Genomic DNA, 20,029 nt, shown 5'->3' on the forward strand with positions numbered 1-20,029 from the left:
TACGGTCGGAACCAGGTCGACCCGCAAGGGATTGCCAAGGTTTCGACTGGGGGAAGTGCGAGATGAAGGCTTTGCTGATCGCGTCCGTGAGTGCGCTGAGCCTGCTGACACCGGTGTCGGCGTCGGCGGCGGGCTGCACGTGGACGTCCACTGACCTGCCGTTGCCGGCGGACACCGAGTTCTCGTCCGTCACCGGCGCCGCGGCGGACGGCAGCTACGTGCTGGGCACGGGCACCGAGACTCCGTGGAGAGAAGTAGCCCTGTTGTGGCACAACGGTTCCGTCGAGTCGCTGCCGCTGGCGCCCGGCGAGTTCCCGAACGACGTCAACGCCTCGGGCACCGTCCTGATCACCTCCCCGGACGGCCACGCCCGGCGCGGTGGCGTGGAGCTGAACCCGTTGCCGGGATCCAACTACGCCTGGGCGGCCGCGTTGAACGCCTCCGGCACGGCGGTCGGCCACTCCGGCGGCTCGATGGCGATCTGGCCGGCGGGGTCGGCGGACCCGCGCCCGGTCGCCGGCACCGACGACACCGCGAGCTGGACCGTCGCCGGCATCGACGAACAGGGCCGCGTGGCCGCCTGGCGGCTGGGCCAGACCGGGGAGCCCACCCAGTCCTACGTGTGGGACGAGGCGGGAGCGCGCACCCTCTTACGTCCGCTGCGCGGGTACAGCGAGACCAGGGTCCAGGGCATCCGCGACGGCCGAGCGGTCGGCTTCTCGGCGCAGGAGCACTGGGCGAACCCGATCGGCGTGGAGTGGGACCTGCGGGGCAACGTCGTCCGCACCTTGGAGGGATCGGTCGACGCCACGGACATCACGTCGTCCGGCGACGTCCTGGGCCGCACCGACGGCGGTGACGTCCCCGGCCCGTCCACGGTCTGGCGTGCCGGCGGGCAGGTCGAACAGCCTCCGCTGCCCGCGGTCTACGAGGAGTTCGCGGACGACGGGTCGTTGTACGGCTGGTCGTACCGCGCAGGCACCTACACGCCGGTGCACGCCCGCTGCGAGTGAAGGATCGGATGCAACACCTCTCGTAGGTGCGGACACCTCCAGGTGATCGGTTGATCTCTCTGAGAGGTGTGGCGAATGGTTGCTGGGGGATGGCGCCTGACGATGGGCGTCGCGGTGCTGGTCACGGGTGGGCTGATCGCGCCTGCCGCGGTGCAGGCGGAGGAGGGGTGCCGGTGGGTCATGACGAACCTGCCGGTTCCCGCCGGTCAGTACTCGCTCGGTCCACTCGGTGGTGACGGCGACTGGCTGACCTCGACCAGTGGGCTCGGGACGGTCGTGGTCTGGCATCAGGAGGTGCCGCGGACGGTGACGTTCCCCGCAGACCGCGCCGCCTTCGACATCAACCGGAACGGGGTGCTGCTCAGCGCGGGTGAGGACGGCCTGTGGCGTGGTGAGGAGAAGCTCGAGGAGCTGCCCGGCAGGTCGTCGACGGTGCACTCGATCAACACCGCCGGCGACGTGGTCGGCACGTCCGGAGGAGCGTTGGTGATGTGGCCGGCCGGGTCCGCCACTCCCCATGTGCTCGAAGGCACCGACGACGGGGAGTGGTGGTTGGGGGGAATCGACGACGCGGGCAACGTGTTCGGTGGTTTCAGGCGGGAGGCCCCGCAGCGGTACTACGTGTGGAACCGGGAGGGTGCGCGCACCGAACTCCCGCCGCTGCAGGGGCACTACCAGGCGTTCGCGACCTCGATCAGGGATGGCCGCGTCTACGGGGCGTCCGCGGTGAAGGGCGACTACCTGGGGACCTCGGTCGAGTGGAACCTGCGAGGCGAGATCGTCCGCACCATGCCCGGTCGTGCGGTCCTGGCCTCCAACGACGCCGGTGACCAGTTGTCGTACTGGGAGTCGGGGATCGGGGTGCGGCGCGCGAACGGCCGGTTCGACCCGTTGCCCAACGGTGTCGCTTTCCCGAGCGTGCTCAGCGAGAGCGGTGACGTGTTCGGCGGGCGCTACTGGGAAGGTCCCGTGAAGCTGCGCTGCGCCTGACGGTTCGTCCGCGGGACGATCACCCGCCGCACCAGCCGGACCCAGGGGGACCACCTGGCCGGTGTGGCGGGCTCGCGTCCCGCCGCGCGCTCGAAGTTGTCGAACAGGTCCTCCAGGCACGCGTCGTGCAGCCAGCGGACCACCAAGGCCCAGCGGATCCGCGCGGCCAAGGGGAAGTCGCCGACCAGTTCGTGCCGGATGACCGTGCCGGACGCCGACAGGGTGTGCGTGCCGTGGCCCTCCCGGAACGCGAAGGTGATCGACTCGCCGGGGGTGAACGAGGTGCAGTGGTAGCGGATCGGGCCGTGGCCGCCGTCCGCGCCGACCCCCAGCGGGCGGTCGAACTCCTGCCTGCCCCACGCGGGCGGCCAGAGTTCCTGGATGCGGTCGACGAACGGGCCCGCGGGCACGCCGAGGTCGCGGGTGTGGATGTTCCTGATCATGAGGATCCCCTTCCATACGCTGCCGTATGTTCCTGAAACGTACGGTAGCGTATGGAAGCGTGGTGCGGAGGAATCAGGACGACTGGACTGAGATAGCGCTGAGAGCGTTGGCCGAGGGCGGGCTCAACGCCGTCGCGATCGAACCTCTGGCGGCGCGGGCCGGAGCCACGAAGGGCAGCGTCTACCACCACTTCCCGAACCGCGAGGCGTTGCTGAAGGCGACGGTCGAGCGGTGGGAGCGGGAGCACACCGAGAAGGTCATCGAGCTGGTCGAGGCGGAGAAGTCCCCGCGCGACAAGCTCAGGACGTTGTTCGGCACGGTGCTCGACCGCGGCCGCAAGGGCTCGGTGGAGATGGCGTTGCAGGCGAGCGCCGAGAACGAGGTCATCGCGCCGGTCCTGCGGCGCGTCACGGAGAAACGCCTCAACTACCTGACCGACCTGTTCGAGCAACTCGGGTTCGACCACGAGCACGCGAAGAAGCGCGCGCTCATCGCGTTCAGCCTCTACCTCGGTCAGGCGCAGATGTGGGTGACCCTGCCCGGCCTCGTCGAACCGGTGCTCGACGAGGCCGTGCAGGTGCTCACCGCGAAGTGATCAGGCCGCGGTGTTCCACAACGCGTAGGCGATCACGTCCGCGTTGCGGTCGAGAGCCGTCACGTTGATGTTCGACGTGGTGTCGCAGGAGCGGTGGTAGCACCGGTCGAAGGCCTGACCGGCCGTGCCGCCCCACTTCGCCGCCTGTGCCGAGGTCTTGGTCACCTCGGCGCCGGTGAAGGTGCCACCGGTCGCGATGCCGGCCCGCGCGAACGCCGCGTGGTCGGAGCGGCCGCCGACGTTGGTCAACTCGGTCTGGACGCCGATCGAGGTGAAGCCCGCCTGCAGCCGCTGCTGCAGCGCCACCGAACCGGTGGGCTGGCCGTCGGCACCGTTGTAGACGAAGTAGCCGGGGTTCGGCGAACCGGTCATGTCGAAGTTCAGGTACGCCTTGATCCTCGACTTCTCGGTGGTGGACAGGGAGTTCACGTAGGCCGTCGAGCCGCGCAGCCCGAGTTCCTCCGCGCCCCACCAGCCGAACCGGACGTGCTTGGTCGGCTGGAAGTTCGTGGCCTTCATCTGGAGGGCGACCTCCAGGATCGACGCGGAACCCGTGCCGTTGTCGTTGATGCCGGGGCCCGCCGTGACGCTGTCGAGGTGGCCGCCCAGCATGACGACGTTGTTCGCGTCGCCGCCGGGGTAGTCCGCGATCAGGTTGTAGCCGGTGGCGCCGCCGTAGGTGAACGACTGCACGCGCGTCGTGAAGCCGGCCGCGTCGAGCTTGCTCTTGACCCAGTTGACCGAGGCCAGGTACCCCGGACGTCCGTGAGCGCGGTTGCCGCCGTTGGCGTTGGCGATCGACTGGAACTGGTTCAGGTGTGCTTGGACGTTCGCGACGCTGATGTTCGGTGCTGCCAAAGCCGCAGGGGCGGCCGCTTGCGCTGCTGTGGTTCCGGTCACCATCAAGGCGGCCGCCAGCGCGATCAGGATCCTCATGGTTCAACTCCGTGCAGGGGTTAGGGATTGAGCCACAGATCAACATGCTCCACCGCGCATGAGCCCGCTAGATGCGATCGTCGGATTCGTCGGAATCGATGGTGATCAACCAGAATGGTCCAGGTGGGTGACGTCACGGTCGTTCTGGGCATCGGCGCGGCCGTACTGCTGATCTCCGTGATCGCGGTGCGGGTGTCGACGCGACTCGGGCTGCCCTCACTCCTGCTGTACCTCGGCATCGGCGTGCTGCTCGGCGAGGCCGCGTTCGGCATCAAGTTCGACGACGCCGACCTGACGCAGTCCCTCGGCATCGCGGCACTCGTGCTGATCCTGACCGAGGGCGGCATCACGACCCGCTGGAACGCGGTGAAGTCCTCGCTGTGGCTGGGCGTCGCACTGTCCACAGTGGCCGTTGTGGTGAGCGTGGCGGTGACCGGGACGGCGCTGCACTTCCTGCTGGGCCTCGACTGGCGGATGGCGTTGCTGTGGGGCGCGGTGCTGTCGTCCACCGACGCGGCCGCCGTGTTCAGCGTCCTGCGCTCGTTAGGCGTGGGGCCGCGGCTCACGGGCGCGCTCGAACTGGAGTCCGGCCTCAACGACGCGCCGGTCTACATCGCCGTCGTGCTGCTGGCCTCGTCCGATCAGATCTCGTGGACCGCGCCGCTGCTGGTCGTCTACGAACTGGGCGCGGGCGCGCTCATCGGTGTCGCACTGGGGTATCTCGGCGGGGCCGGACTCAGACGCGCGGCACTGCCCTCCACCGGTCTGTACCCGCTCGCCACCGTGGCGGTGTGCGTCATGGCCTACACGGCCGGCGACCTCGCGCACGCGTCCGGATTCCTCGCCACGTACGTCGCCGCGCTGGTGCTGGGCAACGCCCGCCTGCCGCACCGCGCCGACACCCTCTCGTTCGCCGAAGGTCTCGGCTGGCTCGCCCAGATCGGGCTCTTCGTGCTGCTCGGCCTCTACGCCTCGCCGTCGCGGCTGCTCGACGTGCTGTTCCCCGCGCTGGTCGCGGGCGTGGTGCTGACGTTCGTGGCCCGGCCGCTGTCGGTGATCCTGTCCTCGCTGCCGTTCAAGGTGCCGTGGCGCGAACAGGCCTTCCTGTCCTGGTCCGGGTTGCGCGGCGCGGTGCCGATCGTGTTCGCGCTGATCCCGTTGATCCAGGGGGTCGAGGGCGCGCGCGAACTGGTCGACGTGGTGTTCGTGCTGGTCATCGTGCTGACGGTGGTGCAGGGCACGACGTTGCCGTTCCTCGCCCGGCGCCTCGGGCTGGTGAAGGCGGGTGAGGCGCAGGAGGTCCAGGTCGACTCCTCGCCGCTCGACGAGCTGGGCGCCGAACTGCTGCAGGTGCACATCCAGCGCGGGTCGAAGCTGCACGGCGTCTACATGACCGAACTTCGGCTGCCCGTCGGCGCCACGGTGAGCCTCGTGGTGCGCTCGGGAAAGAGTTTCACGCCACAACCGACGACCCGGCTGCAGACGGACGACCAGTTGCTCATCGTCACCACCGAGGAAGCGCGCGATGCCGCTGAGCGGCGCGTTCGTGCCGTCGACCGCGCCGGCCGCTACGCACGGTGGAAGGGCGAGACCGGCGATTAGTCGGTCACCGACGCTTCCCAGCATCTGAATCAGGTGTCGACGGGCGCGTCGGCCTCCGCTAACGTCGTCGGCAGGTCATGAGAGCCAGCGTCAAGCCCAAGCTTGCTGGCCGGCAACCCTCCAACCGCGGTGGGGTGCCCTTGGTGAGGACCTGGTCCGGCGCGTGGGGCGCCGGTCAAGCGCGGGCCTTCGCACAACGGGGCCCCTGGCCTCGGAGGCAGCTCGATGACGCTCGCGATCACCCCTGGAACCACCACCGCCGTCCCGGCTGTCGTCGGCGCTGACCTGCGGGTTCCGCTCGTCACCGGAGAGCGCGTCACCTACGCCAACCTCGACCACGCGGCATCGGCACCCTGTCTTCAGGAAGTGCGCGACGCCGTCGACGAGCTGCTGCCCTGGTACGCCAGCGTGCACCGCGGCGCCGGGTTCGCCTCGCAGGTCTCGACCCGCGTCTACGAGCAGGCCCGCGACCGCATCCGCCGGTTCGTCGGGGCGCACTCCTCCGACACCGTCGTCTTCACCCGCAACACCACCGATTCGCTGAACCTGTTGGCGCGCAGCGTTCCCAAGAACACCGCCGTCGTCCTGTTCGACAGCGAGCACCACGCGGCGCTGCTGCCGTGGCGCGGTCCGAACGTTCAGCGTGTTCCCGCTCCGTCTTCGTCCGGTGCTGCTGTTGTCGCGCTGGACCGGGCGTTGGCCGCCGCCCCGGTCGGTCCTCGGCTCGTGATCGTCACCGGGGCGTCCAACGTCACGGGGGAGCTGTGGCCGGTCGCCGAGCTCGCGAAGGTCGCCCGCCGTCATGGCGCGCGGATCGCGCTCGACGCCGCGCAGCTCGCCCCGCACCGCCCGATCAACGTCCGTGAGCTGGGCGTCGACTACATCGCGTTCTCCGGCCACAAGATCTACGCGCCGTTCGGCGCCGGTGTGCTGGTCGGTCGCGCGGACTGGTTGCAGCAGGCCCAGCCGTACCTGGTCGGCGGCGGTGCGACCTCGAAGGTGACCGACCACGGTGACCGTCTCGGCGTGGCCTGGTCCGCGGTGCCCGAGCGGCACGAGGCCGGCAGCCCGAACGTCGTCGGCGTGCACGCGCTGGCCGCGGCCTGCGAGATCCTGTCGCGGCACTGGGAGCAGACCGTCGCGCACGAGCAGGAACTGCTGACGCGCCTGCAGAACGGCCTGCGCACGATCCCCGGTCTGCGCGAGCTCGCGATCCTGACCGACGCCGACAAGGTGGGCGTCGTGAGCTTCACGATCTCCGGCTTCGACGCGGGCTTCCTCGCGGCGGCGCTGTCCGCCGAGTACGGCATCGGTGTGCGCGACGGAGCGTTCTGCGCGCACGTGATCGTGGGTCGTCTGGTCAAGCAGGTCGGATCGCACGAGGAACGCGCCGTGCGCGCGTCGATCGGCCTCGGCACGACGGCTGAGCACGTCGATCGTTTGGTCGCGGCGCTGCGCACTCTCGTCACCGAGGGTCCGAAGTGGACCTACGCGCAGCGCGACGGCCGCTGGGTTCCGCAGGACGACAACCGAACCCTGCCGCCGTTCCTCGCGTAGTCCCTGTAGTGGACAATGACCTGGTGAGTGACGAGGCCGAGGCCGCGGAGAAAGCCACCGAGAAGGCGGCCGACAAGGTCGCTGACAAGCCGGTGGAAGCGCAGGTCAGCGAGCCGGAGACGGTCGCGACACCCGCGATCGTGGTCGAGGAGCCGGCCGCGGAGGAGAAGGCGGAGGGGAAACCCGCCGAGTCCCCCGCCAAGGCGGACGAGGACGACGACGAGTTCTCGATCTCCGGTTCGATCTCGGGCTCGTTGCCGGACCTCCAGACGAAGGCCCTCGCGCTCCTGGCGGGCGTCGTGCTGGCCCTGGACGTGCTCACCAAGGTCGTGTCCGTGGCGTTCCTCGAGGGCGCCGACCCGATCAAGCTCTTCGGCGGCGTGCTCTACCTGACGTTCGTCCGCAACCCCGGCGCCGCGTTCGGCCTGGCCGAGGGCCAGACGTGGATCCTCGCGCTGATCGCGCTGGGTGTCGCCGGGTTCATCCTCTGGATCTCGCGCAACCTCCGTTCGCAGCCCTGGGCCGTCGGCCTCGGCCTGGTGCTGGGCGGCGCCGTCGGCAACCTCGCCGACCGCCTGTTCCGCGAACCGGGCCCGATGCGCGGCCACGTCGTGGACTTCCTGTCGCTGTTCGACCCGTACGGCCAGGTGTGGCCGGTGTTCAACGTCGCGGACATGGCGATCGTCGGTGGTGGTGCCACGATCATCGTGCTGGCGCTGCTGCGGCACGACTACGACGGGACCGTCCACAAGGACGAGCCCGCGCTCGTCGTGGAGCCCACGCGCACCGTGGAGTCCGATGGTGCGGCGGAGTCGAAGTAGCTGCTCCTGGTAGGTTCAGCAGGTTCTGCAAGGAGAAGAAGGTCGAGGCACCCCGCGTGAGCGGATACCGAACGCTGCCGATTCCCGACGGTCTGGACGGCATGCGCGTCGACGCCGGCCTCGCGAAGTTGCTCGGCCTGTCCCGCACCGTCGTCGCGGCCATCGCCGACTCCGACGAGGTGCTGGTCGACGGCCGGGTCGTCGGCAAGTCCGACCGGCTCATCGCCGGGTCGATGCTGGAGATCACGCTGCCCGCGCCGCCGCAGCCGGTCACCGTCCAGGCGATTCCCGTCGAGGGCATGGTGATCATCCACGAGGACGACGACATCATCGTCATCGACAAGCCCGTCGGTGTCGCCGTGCACCCGTCGCCGGGCTGGACCGGGCCGACCGTCGTCGGCGGGCTGCTCGCCTCCGGCCACCGCGTCGCCACGTCCGGTGCCGCCGAGCGCCAGGGCGTCGTGCACCGGCTCGACGTCGGCACGACCGGCGTGATGGTGGTCGCGAAGTCCGAGTCCGCGTACTCGGCTCTGAAGCACGCCTTCAAAGAGCGGACCGTCGACAAGGTCTACCACGCGATCGTGCAGGGCCACCCGGACCCGATCAAGGGCACCATCGACGCCCCGATCGACCGTCACCCCAAGCACGACTACAAGTTCGCCGTGATGCAGGACGGCAAGCCGTCCATCACCCACTACGAGGTGATGGAGGCGTTCCGCGCCGCTTCTCTCGTCGAGGTGCACCTGGAAACCGGTCGCACGCACCAGATTCGCGTGCACTTCTCGGCGCTGCACCACCCGTGCGTCGGCGATCTGACGTACGGGGCCGACCCGACGTTGTCCAAGCGGCTCGGGATCACCAGGCAGTGGCTGCACGCGCGCCAGCTCGGGTTCCACCACCCGGCCGACGGACAGTGGGTCTCGTTCACGTCCGAGTACCCGGACGACCTGGCTTCGGCGTTGGAAAAGCTGCGCGAAGAGGGCTGATTGCGTTTGGGTAAATCACCGGTTGACTACGTTGCACTTGATGTTAATCGGTGAGCTCAATAGCGTTCTTGGCATGCACCTGACCATTCTCGCGGCCTCGGGCCGAACCGGTCTCGCCCTCACCCGCCAGGCGTTGGAGCGCGGCCACGTCGTCACCGCGATCGCCCGCGACCCGCAGCGGATCCCCCTCGACCACCCGAACCTGAGCAAGGTCGCCGGCGACGTCAGCACGTCGTTGACCATCGACGCCGATTCGGTCGTCCTGTCCGGTCTCGGCACCGACCGGGCGGGCGTCCTGCTCGACGGCGCCAAGGCCGTTGTCGCCGCCGGACCGAGCCGGATCATCTGGCTCGGCGCGTACGGCACGGGCGCGTCCGCCGACGCGGCGGGCGAGGGCGCCGCGGTGCTGTGGAAGGTGATGGGCGACCGGATCCCGGACAAGATCGCGGCCGACAACGCCGTCCTCGCCGCCGGTGGCACCGTCTTCCACGCCGGGGTGCTCAGCGACGAGCCTTTGACTTCCAGTCGCACGGTCGGCCTGGACGCCGCGCCGCCGTTCGACCTCACCGCGAAGGTCAGCCGCGAGACCGTCGCCGCCGCGATGCTCGACGAGGCCGAGAACCCGCGCTTTCCCGGCGTCGTGGCGCTGCCGCTACCGGGCTAGAACGTCGGCGAGGGTCGTCCGCACCAGGTCGCGCAGCCACGCGTGGGCGAGGTCGGAGTCGTAGCGCTGGTGCCAGTTGCAGTTGATCGGCGCCTCCGGCGACTCGGTCGGCAGCGGCCGGGTGACCAGCCCGAACGCCTCGATCAACGGCCGGCAGAGGATCGTCGTGGTGGTCACCAGCGCGTCGCTCGCCGCCGCGATCTGCAGGGCCGAGTGCACAGTCGCCACGGTCGCGATCACCTTGCGCCGCAGGCCTTCCGCGGCCAGCACCTCGTCGATCGGGGCGGTCAGCCGGCCACGCCGGGAGACCACCACGTGCGGATAGGCCGCGTACGCGCGCAGATCCAGTTCGGTGCACGGGTGGCCGGACCGCAGGACCACGGCGAGCGGGTCGGTGCCGAGCGTCTCCGAGCGGAACTCGGGGAGGTCGGGCGCGCCACCGCCGAGTTCGAGGTCGACCCGGCCGTGCCGCAGGTCGTCGGTGTCGGCGGACTGCTCGGCGAGCACCCGCAACCGCACGCCGGGCGCCTGCTCCGCGATCCGGCCGACCAACGCCGGCACCACCGACGAGGCGAGGGCGTCATGGCACTGCACCGTGAACGTGCGGTCGAGTTCGGCCAGATCCAGCTCACGGCTCGGCGCCAGCACGGCGTTGGCCTCCCGCACCAGCCGACGCACCTCCTCGGCGATTCCCAGCGCGTACGGCGTGGGCGTCATCGTGTGGCCGGTCCGCACGAGGATGTCGTCGCCGGTCACCTTCCTGATCCGCCCGAGCGTGCGGCTGACCGCGGGTGACGACAGGTGCAGCCGCTGCGCCGCTCCCATCACGCTGCCCTCTTCGAGCAGGGCGTCCAGCACGGTCAACAGATTCAGATCCGCTTGCATGACAGTCAATCTTGGAGGAAGCCATGCTCACCGCCACCACCGCCGCCGTCCGCCGTGCCGGAGCGCGCATGCTGAAGCGCTACTCGACGGAGTCCCGCGCCTCCAGCCTCACCGAGATCGTCGAGGCGGTCCGCGCCAACGACGCCGCCGTCGTCGACCTGCTCAAGCCGGAACTGGAGGCGATCAACCCGGACGCCCGCTGGCTCGACGACGAACACGGCTCCGGCCCGCTCGAAGCGGGCGAGTGGTGGCTGGTCGACCCGGTCGGCGGCAACATGAACGCGGTCCACGGCATGACGGACTGGAACATCGGCGTGAGCCTGGTCCGCGACGGCCGCCCGGTGCTCGCGGTCGTCTACTTCCCGCTGTTCGACGAGATGTTCACGGCCACCGAGGGCGGCGGCGCGTTCCTGAACGGCGTCCGGCTGAAGGTCTCGGACAAGACCTCGCTGGACGGCGCGCTGGCCGGCACCGGTCAGGCCCAGCCCGGCCAGGGCCCGGAGATGGCGGACCGGGTCGGCGCCGCCTACAGCGCGATGGCGAAGGAAGCCCTCTACGTCCGGATCTCGGTGCCGGTGACCCACCAGCTCGCCCAGGTCGCGGCCGGACGGATGGACGTGCACTGGCAGTACGACAACGTGCGCGCGCACGCGTCGGGTGTGCTGCTCGTGCAGGAGGCGGGCGGTGTCGTCACGGATCTCGACGGCAAGCCGTGGGAGCTGACGACCCGTGAGTACCTGGCGGCCGCGCCTGGCGTGCACGCGGCAGCACTGGCGCTGCTCTAGTCCTCGACGGTCCAGACGAGGGTGTTCAGGTCCACCTCGGGGCGCACGCTCCAGCGGACCTGGATCACCTCGGTCGCGTCCGGCAGCACGAACACGCTGTGGCCGCCAGCGGTCTCGCCCGGCGCCACGCCGAGCTTGTGCGCGGGCCGCGAGGACAGCGAGACGGGCGCCTTCGTCACGGTCTCGCCGGTCTTGGTGACCAGGACGAGGTACATGTCCGGCAGCGAGGTGTAGGGGACCTGCGAGGTGTTCGTCACCTCGGTGTGCACGACGACGGCCCGTTCGCCCTCGGCGAGCTTGTAGCCGGCCGCGGTGAACAGGAAGTCCGCCGGGTCGACGACCTCGATCAGCTGGATCGACAGGCGGGCGCCTTCGAGGCTGTCCGCCTCCAGGGCCGTGCCGATCTTGCCGGTGCGCGAGAAGGGCTTGGGCTGCGGCTGGTCCGCGCGCACCCAGCCGGCGGACTGGGGCGGACCCCAGGTGGCCTGCGGCTGGGCCGGGAACGGCTGGCTGACCGGCGCCTGCTGAGGGTAGGGCTGCTGCTGGACCGGGTGGGGGCCGCTCTGGTTCACCGCGTACGGGCCGGACGGCGGACCGCCCACGTAGCTGCCGTAGGCGGCGGCGTTCGCGAGGGCCCTGCGCACGCCGTTCGGGTCGCACTCCACGCCCACCAGCAGCGGAAGGCCACTGCCGGAGAGGGTGATCAGACGCATGGCGGCCTCGCGTGGGTCCATCCCCAGGCGCTGGGCGATCTCGTGCACGGCGGCGCGACCTGACTCGGCGAGAACGGCGAGCAGGCGGGCGTCTACGGGATCGGGGGGCACCACGAAAAGAACGCTACCTGGCGGTCGCGATCTTCGTGACACCGCATACCTGATCGAGATCAAGGCAACGTGCGCTGTCGTGCGGCACCGATGACCTTCGAAGGACGTACAATGCGGTCTTTTTTCGCTGTCGCAGGAGTTCGCCGGCTCATTGGCGGGTCGGCTTCTTGAGCCGAAGCAAGTCGGCTAGTCTCGACGAGCGCCAGGGGCCTTCCCGTTCGCCTCATTCGCGCTAAAACGCTTGCTATACAAGGGGGTTGCCGGTGGCGGACTCGTTTGTGCACCTGCACGTGCACACCGAGTACTCGATGCTCGACGGCGCGGCGAAGGTGGCCCCGTTGTTCGAGGAAGCCGAGCGGCTCGGCATGACCGCTGTCGGTATGAGCGACCACGGCAACATGTACGGGTCCGACGAGTTCTACCAAACGGCGATGAAGACCGGCATCAAGCCGATCATCGGCATCGAGGCCTACCTCGCGCCGCACAACCGCCTGCACAAGAAGCCGGTCGCCTGGGGCGATCCCGGCCAGCGCAGCGACGACATCTCGGGTGCCGGCGCCTACACGCACATGACGATGTGGGCGCGCAACGCGGACGGCCTGCGCAACCTCTTCCGCCTGCACACCGAGGCGAGCAAGACGGGCTACTACTACAAGCCCCGCATGGACCGCGAGCTCGTCGCGGAGCACTCGGACGGCATCATCGCGACGACCGGCTGCCCGTCCGGCGAGGTGCAGACCCGGCTGCGGCTCGGGCAGGTCGACGAGGCGTTCCGGGCCGCGGCCGACTACCAGGAGATCTTCGGCAAGGAGAACTTCTTCCTGGAGCTGATGGACCACGGCCTCGACATCGAGCGCCGCGTCCGCGACGGCCTGCTGGAGATCAGCAAGAAGCTGGGCATCCCGCCGCTCGCGACCAACGACAGCCACTACGTCACCAAGGACCAGGCGGACACGCACTCCGCGTTGCTCTGCGTGCAGTCCGGCAAGATGCTGACCGACCCGAACCGGTTCAAGTTCGACGGCGACGGCTACTACCTGAAGTCCTCCGAGGACATGCGGCAGATCTGGAAGGACCTGCCGGAGGCGTGCGACAACACGCTGCTCGTCGCGTCGATGGTCGAGTCCTACGACGACATCTGGAGCGTCAAGGACCGGATCCCGAACTTCGAGGTGCCCGAGGGCGAGGACCAGGCCTCGTGGTTCCGCAAGGAGATCCGGCGCGGCCTGGAGTGGCGGTTCACCGGCCAGGAAGTGCCCGACGAGTACATCAAGCGCTGTGACTTCGAGGCCCAGGTCATCATCGACAAGGGCTTCCCGGCGTACTTCCTGATCGTCGCCGACCTGATCAGCTACGCCCGCAGCGTGGGCATCCGCGTCGGTCCCGGCCGTGGTTCCGCCGCGGGCGCCGCCGTGTCGTGGGCGATGGGCATCACGAACATCGACCCGATCCCGCACGGCCTGCTGTTCGAGCGGTTCCTGAACCCCGAGCGCACCGCCATGCCCGACATCGACATCGACTTCGACGACCGCCGTCGTGGCGAGATGATCCGGTACGCCAGCGAGAAGTACGGCGCCGACAAGGTCGCCCAGGTGATCACGTTCGGCACCATCAAGACCAAGGCGGCGCTGAAGGACTCGGCACGCGTGCACCACGGTCAGCCGGGCTTCGCGATCGCCGACAAGATCTCCAAGGCGCTGCCGCCGCCGATCATGGCGAAGGACATCCCGCTCAACGGCATCGTCAACAAGAGCCACCCGCGCTACGGCGAGGCCGCCGAGGTCCGGTCGCTGCTCGAGACCGACTCGCAGGTGAAGGAGATCTTCGACACCGCGCTCGGTCTCGAGGGCCTGATCCGCAACGCCGGTGTGCACGCCTGCGCGGTGATCATGTCGAAGGACCCGCTGACGGAGTCCATCCCGCTCTGGTACCGCGACGACGGCTCGTTCATCACCGGCTGGGACTACCCGTCGTGCGAGAACATCGGCCTGCTCAAGATGGACTTCCTCGGGCTGCGCAACCTCACGGTGATGGGCGACGCGATCGAGAACATCGAGGCCAACCGCGGCAAGGACGCGGTCCCGGACTTCGACAAGCTCACGCTCGACGACCCGGAGACCTACGCGCTGCTCGGCCGCGGTGACACGCTCGGCGTGTTCCAGCTGGACGGCGGGCCGATGCGCGACCTGCTGCGCCGCATGCAGCCGACGACGTTCGAGGACATTGTCGCGGTCGGCGCGCTGTACCGCCCCGGTCCGATGGGTGTGAACGCGCACAACGACTACGCGGACCGCAAGAACGGCCGTCAGGAAGTCAAGCCGATCCACCCGCAGCTCGAGGAACCGCTCAAGGTGATCCTCGGCGAGACGCACGGTCTGATCGTCTACCAAGAGCAGATCATGTTCATCGCCCAGGAGGTCGCGGGCTACTCGATGGGTCGCGCGGACGTGCTCCGCAAGGCCATGGGCAAGAAGAAGGCCGAGGTTCTGGCCAAGGAGTTCGCGGGCTTCCAGGAGGGCATGCGCAACGACCCGCGCGGCTTCTCCGACGAGGCGATCCAGGCGCTGTGGGACACGATTCTCCCGTTCGCCGGCTACGCGTTCAACAAGTCGCACGCGGCCGCGTACGGCCTGATCTCGTACTGGACGGCGTACCTCAAGGCGAACTTCCGCGCCGAGTACATGGCCGCCCTGCTGACGTCGGTCGGTGACAACAAGGACAAGTCGGCGGTCTACCTCGCCGAGTGCCGCCGCCTGGGCATCAAGGTGCTGCCGCCGGACGTCAACGAGTCGGCGCTGCGCTTCGGTGCGGTCGGCACGGACATCCGCTTCGGTCTGGGCGCGATCCGCAACGTCGGCGCGAACGTCGTCGAGTCGATCATCAAGAGCCGCAGGGAGAAGGGCAACTACACGTCCTTCACGGACTTCATGGACAAGTCCGAACTCGTCGCCTGCAACAAGCGCGTGATCGAGTCACTGATCAAGGCAGGCGCGTTCGACGCGTTCGGCCACCCGCGGTTGTCGCTGATCCAGGTGCACGAGGACGCGGTCGACGCCGTCGTCCCGATCAAGCGCAAGGAGGCGGAGGGGCAGTTCGACCTGTTCGGTGGCGACAGCGCCGACGACCAGGACGACAGCACCTCTCCGTTGGCGCACCTCAAGTTCGGCGCCGAGGAGTACCCGCGCAAGCAGATGCTGAGCCTCGAGAAGGAGATGCTGGGGCTGTACGTGTCCTCGCACCCCCTCGACGGCGCGGAACGCATCCTGCGCAAGTTCGCGCCGCGGCCGATCGCCGTCGTGCTCGACGATCCGCCCAAGGAAGGCGAGCTGATCGTCTCGGGCATGATCTCGTCGATCGAGCGCCGGGTGAACAAGAACGGCTTGCCGTGGGCGATCACGGTGATCGAGGACCTGGACGCGTCCATCGAGGTGCTGTTCTTCCCGAAGTCCTACGAGGTGCTGCGCGACGACCTGGAGCTCGACTCCGCCGTGTGCGTGAAGGGCCGGGTGAACTGGCGCGAGGACAAGATGGCGATCTTCGGCGACGGTGTCGTCCCGCTCGACATCAGCGACGCGGAGGCGAACCCCGGAGCGGACCCGCCCCTCGTCCTCGGGCTGCAGACCAAGACGCTGACGCCCGAGTTGATCGAGGAACTGAAGAGCGTGTTCAAGTCGCACGAGGGGCAGGTCGCCGTGCACCTGGAGGTGCAGAAGCGCGACAAGTCGAAGGAGATGATGGTGGTGGGCAACTTCCGGGTCAACACGACGCCGTCGCTCTTCGGTGACCTGAAGACCATCCGCGGCATCACGATCCACCGCTAGAGATCCAGGACCAGGTCGGTTTCCGGTCGCGCGCAGCAGATCAGCGCGCTGCCGGGAGCCGGTGGTTCCAGCGGGTCCGGCCGGGTGGTGATCGTGCCGGACAGCACCGGGGTCACGCACGTGTGGCAGACGCCGGTGCGGCACGACCAGCGGGTCGGGACGTCGCAGGCCTCGGCGAGATCGAGCAGGGACTCGTCCTCGCGCCACGCCACCGTGAGGCCGCTGCGGGCGAACGTGATCTTCGGACCGGTGCCTTCAGGAACCGGCTGGTGCGGTGCGACGGTTCTGGTGCCGATCAGGCCCGGGTTGATGGCCGAGCGGGCGCCGAAGAGTTCGGAGTGGATGCGCGCCGGGGCGAGGCCCAGGCCGATGAGGGCCTCGCGCATGTCGTCCATGAAAGCGTTGGGGCCGCAGAGGTACGCGCTCGCGCTGGCGGGCAGGGCGGCGAGGTCGGCCGGAGTGAGGCGGCGGCCGGTCGCGGTGGTGAGGTGGACCAGTTCGTGGCCGCGGGGCATTCCTGCCAGCAGTCCCGCTGCCTCGGCCGCGAAAGCGTGGTCGGCTGAGCGGGTGGTGTGCACCCACCAGACCTCGCGGCCCGTTCCCTTGAGCGCGTGCAGCATCGCGAGCACCGGCGTGACGCCGACCCCCGCCGACAGCAGTACCACCGGTTCGTCGCCGGGCTTCAGCACGAACTCTCCGCGCGGCGCCGCGACGTCGAGCGCGTCTCCGACCTGCACGTGCTCGTGGAGCCAGGTGCTGACCACGCCGTCGCGCTTGACGCTGATCCGGTACGAGTCCGCCGAGATCGAGTAGCTGCGCACTCCCGCCGGTGTGCGCACGGTCAGGTACTGGCCCGGTTCGGGGCGTGGGTCGTCACCGGTGAGGCGGAACGACCTGATGGACGGGCTCTCCTGGGTGATCGCCTCGACCCGCAACGGCCGGAATCCTTCCCAGCCAACGGGTTCGGGCTCCGGTGGTGCCAGCAGGTCGTGGAACGAGCCCTGCCAGCCGGGGCTCAGGGCGGGGATGTCGACGGCCTTGCGGAGTTGCTCGGTGTCGCGGTCCGGCAGGTAGAGGAGTGCGTCGATCGAGGCCACGCTCATCCGGTGCCGGCCGACCTCGGTGCGTACGATCTCGTCGCCTGCCTGGACTTCGCCCTCGGTGATGACCCGCAGGTAGAAGCCGGGGCGGCCATGCGCGACCATCAACGACGGCATGCGCGGCTCGTCCAGCCGCATGCCGACGCGGTAGCAGGTGACACGTGGCTGGGTGACCTCGAACTCGGCCGCGCCGATGCGGAACCGGTCGCCGATGTGCACCTCGGCGTCGGCCAGGCCCTCGACGGTGAAGTTCTCCCCGAACTGGCCGTACTCGAACGCGCGGCCCAGCTCCGACCGCCAGTGCTCGTACGACTCCCGTTGGTACACAAGAACAGCGCGGTTCTCGCCGCCGTGCCCGCCGAGGTCGCCCTGGCCGTCGCCGTCGATGTTGAGCCTGCGGACCATCAACGGCCCGGCGACCGGCTGCTTGAAGATTCCGGTGTGGACGGTCCGGTCGTGCCAGGAGATGTCCTTCGGCAGTCCGACGTTGAGCGACAGCAGGCGGGCCATCACTTGTCCCCTCGCGTGCGCTGGTAGTGGCGGCGGGCCTTCATCCTGTTGCCGCAGACGGCCATCGAACACCAGCGGGCGCTGTTCGGCTTGCTGTGGTCGATCAGGAACAGCCTGCAGTCGGGGTTCTCGCACGGGCGCAGCCGGCCGGGGCTCGACCGGCGCAGTTCGTCCCACGCGAGCACGGCCTGGGCGGCGGCGGTGCGTCCTTCTGGCAGGTCGAGCTCCCACGTCACGCCGTCCGCGCCGACGCCGGCCCGTTGCCGCACGCCCTCGACGAACGGGGCCAGCGCCGCCGGTTCCTCCTGGCCGCGCACCACGGCCTGCAAGGCGTCCCGTGCCGCGATCAGCGCGCGCAGTTCGTCGTCGGAGGACGGCTGGTCGTGCGCTGCCAGCCAGTGCAGGCCTTCCTCCGCGAGCACGTCGTGCTGCCCGTCGTCCAGCACGGGTGTCGTGTTCAGCAGGTCGAGCAGCATTCCTAACCTCCAAAGTGACCCTTGACAGGTTATAGGACGCTCTGCCTAACTATCAACCATAACTTAAAGGGTTAGGAGATGGTCATGGGTCTGTCGTGGCAGCAGGGACCGCTGGGTGTGAAGGCCGTGGGGCGGTTCCTCACGCCGGAACCGTTGCCGGAGCGGCTGTTGTTCGCCGAACCGCTGCGCCGCCGGATGCGGGTGAAGCACGCGGGGGAGTGGATCGCCGACAGCGAGGACGTCGTGCTGCTGCACGAACCCGGCCGCTATCCGGTCGCGTACTTCCCGCGAGGTGACGTCACGGGCCTCGAGGCCGAGACACGCACGACGAACCACCGCGACCTAGGCGCGACGGCGTGGTTCGCGGTGGGGGCGGCGAAGCACGCGGCGTGGCAGCACGTCGACCTGCCCGGTCACGCGAAGGTGCTGGAGGGCCGAGTCGCTTTCGCCTGGCGCGCAATGGATGCGTTCTACGAGGAGGACGAGCGCGTCCTCGGGCACGCGGCCGATCCGTACCACCGCGTCGACATCCGGCAGACCTCGCGGCACCTCGTCGTGCGTGACGGCGAGCGGATCGTCGCGGACACGAAGAGGCCGCTGGCGCTGTACGAATCGGGTTTCGCGACGCGCTGGTACGTGCCGCGCGAGGACATCGACGCGGCGGCGTTGAAGCTCGTCGAAGGCGAGACCTTCTGCCCCTACAAGGGTTTGGCGAGCTACTACGACATCGGCGACCGCAAGCGCGCCGCCTGGTCGTACCCGGAGGCATGGGCCGAGGTCGGCCAGATCTCGGACTGGGTCTCGTTCGAACCCGACGTCGTCGACGTCTTCCTCGACGACCGGAAGCTGGCGCTGGAGCCAGGGCAAACCGTTGTGCCGCACGGGGTCGACCGCGGCCTGACCCCCGACGAGATCAAGGAGCAGCAGCGATGAAGGTACTGGTCATCGGCCGGGACAGCGGCATCGCCGGGGCGGTGGCGGCCGGGGTGCGCGACGCCGGCGGCACCGTCGTCCTGGCCGGGCGCAACCAGGACGAGCACGTCGACCTGACCGACGAGAGCAGTGTCGCCGCGCTCGCCGAACGGGTCGGGAGCGTCGACCACGTCGTGTCCACCGCGTCGGCCAGGGCGCGGGGCACCGTCGCGGACCTCGACCGGGACGCCGTGCGGGCGTCGTTCGACGTCAAGGTCATCGGCCCTATCCTGCTGGCCAGGCACTTCGCGCCGCGCATGCCGCGCGACGGCTCGTTCGTCTTCTTCTCCGGCGCCTCCGCCCGCAAGGTCATGCCGGGCATGCTCGCGGTCGGTGCCACCAACGCCGCCGTGGACGCGGTGACCAGGAGTCTCGCCGTCGAACTCGCGCCGATCCGGGTCAACGCGATCTCGCCCGGCACCATCGACACCGGCGCCTACGACGGTCTCGGCGCGGAGAAGAAGGCCGCGTTGTTCGCCGCCCGTGAGGCCACGAGCCCGGCCGGACGCGTCGGGCAGGCGGACGAGATCGCCGCCGCGGTGTTGTTCGCGCTCACCAACACGTTCATGACCGGCGTCTCGCTGGGCGTCGACGGCGGCGAGGTGCTGGTCTGACGTGGACTACCGCATCGAGGTCGTCACGCTGCCCGTCAGCGACGTTGATCGGGCCATCACCTTCTACACGAAAATGGCCGGATTCGAGTTGGATGTCGACTATCGGCCCAATGACCAATTCCGCGTTGTGCAGCTCACTCCACCGGGATCGGGGTGTTCGATCCAGTTCGGCACGGGTGTCGGCAACTACCTCGTGGTGAGCGACATCGAGGCTGCGCATCGCGACCTCGCCGGGCGCGGAGTGCAGGTAGGGCCGTTGCGGCACAAGGCGGGCATGCCCGCCTGGCAGGGAGGGTTCGCCCCCGGCAGGGACCCGGCGCGACGCAACTACGCGAGCTTCTTCGACTTCGCTGACCTCGACGGCAACACGTGGACAGTCCAGGAACGGGGTTCGCTCGAGAAATAGTGGCGAGGGTTGAGTAAACGGGGTTAAC

At 69.2% G+C, this 20,029-nt stretch carries 19 protein-coding genes and 1 riboswitch; of the genes, 13 read left to right on the top strand and 6 right to left on the bottom strand.

Features of this window, described 5'->3' with window-relative positions:
- The first annotated feature begins 62 nt into the window (after positions 1–62).
- Positions 63–1,013, top strand: a complete 951-nt coding sequence (locus ACIQF0_RS22620) for a hypothetical protein (RefSeq protein ID WP_401032201.1) — start codon at positions 63–65, stop codon at positions 1,011–1,013.
- Between the two features lie 75 nt (positions 1,014–1,088).
- Entirely contained in the window at positions 1,089–2,003 is a 915-nt protein-coding gene (locus ACIQF0_RS22625; RefSeq protein ID WP_401032204.1) for a hypothetical protein, read from the top strand.
- On the opposite strand, the gene ACIQF0_RS22630 is transcribed toward ACIQF0_RS22625, so the two are convergent.
- On the bottom strand, positions 1,967–2,446 hold the full coding sequence (locus ACIQF0_RS22630; protein ID WP_401032207.1) for an SRPBCC family protein: 480 nt from the start codon (positions 2,444–2,446) through the stop codon (positions 1,967–1,969). The genes ACIQF0_RS22625 and ACIQF0_RS22630 overlap by 37 nt on opposite strands.
- 59 nt (positions 2,447–2,505) lie before the next feature.
- Between ACIQF0_RS22630 and ACIQF0_RS22635 the strand changes: the two genes are divergently transcribed.
- Positions 2,506–3,042 (top strand): TetR/AcrR family transcriptional regulator, encoded by a 537-nt coding sequence (locus tag ACIQF0_RS22635; RefSeq protein ID WP_401032210.1) that lies wholly within the window; start codon positions 2,506–2,508, stop codon positions 3,040–3,042.
- On the opposite strand, the gene ACIQF0_RS22640 is transcribed toward ACIQF0_RS22635, so the two are convergent.
- A complete protein-coding gene (locus ACIQF0_RS22640; RefSeq protein ID WP_401032213.1) occupies positions 3,043–3,978 on the bottom strand; it encodes a M28 family metallopeptidase in 936 nt (311 codons plus the stop codon). It abuts the gene before it with no gap.
- Positions 3,979–4,092: 114 nt separating this feature from the next.
- Here ACIQF0_RS22640 and ACIQF0_RS22645 point away from each other — a divergent pair, with 114 nt between their 5' ends.
- From ACIQF0_RS22645 to ACIQF0_RS22665, 5 genes are all read left to right on the top strand, one after another.
- Positions 4,093–5,580, top strand: coding sequence for a potassium/proton antiporter (locus ACIQF0_RS22645; RefSeq protein WP_401032216.1), 1,488 nt, complete (start codon positions 4,093–4,095; stop codon positions 5,578–5,580).
- Between the two features lie 73 nt (positions 5,581–5,653).
- Positions 5,654–5,768, top strand: a riboswitch (SAM riboswitch).
- 37 nt (positions 5,769–5,805) lie between these two features.
- Positions 5,806–7,137, top strand: coding sequence for an aminotransferase class V-fold PLP-dependent enzyme (locus ACIQF0_RS22650; RefSeq protein ID WP_401032219.1), 1,332 nt, complete (start codon positions 5,806–5,808; stop codon positions 7,135–7,137).
- 23 nt (positions 7,138–7,160) lie between these two features.
- Positions 7,161–7,958, top strand: coding sequence for a signal peptidase II (lspA, locus tag ACIQF0_RS22655; protein WP_401032222.1), 798 nt, complete (start codon positions 7,161–7,163; stop codon positions 7,956–7,958).
- Between the two features lie 101 nt (positions 7,959–8,059).
- Entirely contained in the window at positions 8,060–8,944 is an 885-nt protein-coding gene (locus tag ACIQF0_RS22660; RefSeq protein ID WP_360041773.1) for an RluA family pseudouridine synthase, read from the top strand.
- Positions 8,945–9,017: 73 nt separating this feature from the next.
- The gene (locus ACIQF0_RS22665) at positions 9,018–9,608 is read left to right on the top strand and encodes an NAD(P)-dependent oxidoreductase (protein WP_401032225.1); all 591 of its coding nucleotides are present in this window, start codon (positions 9,018–9,020) and stop codon (positions 9,606–9,608) included.
- On the opposite strand, the gene ACIQF0_RS22670 is transcribed toward ACIQF0_RS22665, so the two are convergent.
- Positions 9,597–10,493, bottom strand: a complete 897-nt coding sequence (locus ACIQF0_RS22670; RefSeq protein ID WP_401032228.1) for a LysR family transcriptional regulator — start codon at positions 10,491–10,493, stop codon at positions 9,597–9,599. The two genes, ACIQF0_RS22665 and ACIQF0_RS22670, sit on opposite strands and share 12 nt — an antisense overlap.
- Positions 10,494–10,516: 23 nt before the next feature.
- Between ACIQF0_RS22670 and ACIQF0_RS22675 the strand changes: the two genes are divergently transcribed.
- Complete coding sequence (locus tag ACIQF0_RS22675) at positions 10,517–11,278, top strand: inositol monophosphatase family protein (RefSeq protein WP_401032231.1); 762 nt, start codon at positions 10,517–10,519, stop codon at positions 11,276–11,278.
- Here ACIQF0_RS22675 and ACIQF0_RS22680 read toward each other — a convergent pair.
- Positions 11,275–12,105, bottom strand: a complete 831-nt coding sequence (locus ACIQF0_RS22680; RefSeq protein WP_401032234.1) for an AsnC family protein — start codon at positions 12,103–12,105, stop codon at positions 11,275–11,277. The two genes, ACIQF0_RS22675 and ACIQF0_RS22680, sit on opposite strands and share 4 nt — an antisense overlap.
- A 305-nt stretch (positions 12,106–12,410) precedes the next feature.
- On the opposite strand from ACIQF0_RS22680, the gene dnaE reads away from it, so the two are divergent.
- Positions 12,411–15,923: a DNA polymerase III subunit alpha gene (gene dnaE, locus ACIQF0_RS22685; RefSeq protein ID WP_401032810.1), complete on the top strand. Its 3,513-nt coding sequence runs from the start codon at positions 12,411–12,413 to the stop codon at positions 15,921–15,923.
- Here dnaE and ACIQF0_RS22690 read toward each other — a convergent pair.
- Positions 15,920–17,533 (bottom strand): MOSC domain-containing protein, encoded by a 1,614-nt coding sequence (locus ACIQF0_RS22690; RefSeq protein WP_401032238.1) that lies wholly within the window; start codon positions 17,531–17,533, stop codon positions 15,920–15,922. The genes dnaE and ACIQF0_RS22690 overlap by 4 nt on opposite strands.
- Entirely contained in the window at positions 17,533–18,009 is a 477-nt protein-coding gene (locus ACIQF0_RS22695) for a CGNR zinc finger domain-containing protein (RefSeq protein ID WP_401032241.1), read from the bottom strand. The genes ACIQF0_RS22690 and ACIQF0_RS22695 overlap by 1 nt, the downstream gene beginning before the upstream one ends.
- An 84-nt stretch (positions 18,010–18,093) precedes the next feature.
- On the opposite strand from ACIQF0_RS22695, the gene ACIQF0_RS22700 reads away from it, so the two are divergent.
- Genes ACIQF0_RS22700 through ACIQF0_RS22710 form a run of 3 tightly spaced genes read left to right on the top strand, consistent with a single transcriptional unit; the run spans position 18,094 to position 20,001 of the window.
- A complete protein-coding gene (locus ACIQF0_RS22700; RefSeq protein ID WP_401032244.1) occupies positions 18,094–18,942 on the top strand; it encodes a DUF427 domain-containing protein in 849 nt (282 codons plus the stop codon).
- Positions 18,939–19,595 carry an SDR family oxidoreductase gene (locus tag ACIQF0_RS22705; RefSeq protein WP_401032247.1) on the top strand — a complete coding sequence of 219 codons (657 nt, stop codon included), beginning with the start codon at positions 18,939–18,941 and terminating at the stop codon, positions 19,593–19,595. Before ACIQF0_RS22700 ends, ACIQF0_RS22705 begins: the two co-directional genes overlap by 4 nt.
- Before the next feature lies 1 nt (position 19,596).
- The gene (locus tag ACIQF0_RS22710) at positions 19,597–20,001 is read left to right on the top strand and encodes a VOC family protein (protein WP_401032250.1); all 405 of its coding nucleotides are present in this window, start codon (positions 19,597–19,599) and stop codon (positions 19,999–20,001) included.
- Positions 20,002–20,029 lie beyond the last annotated feature (28 nt).

It is taken from the genome of Lentzea sp. NPDC092896 (assembly GCF_044754905.1).
Taxonomy (GTDB): Bacteria; Actinomycetota; Actinomycetes; order Mycobacteriales; family Pseudonocardiaceae; genus Lentzea.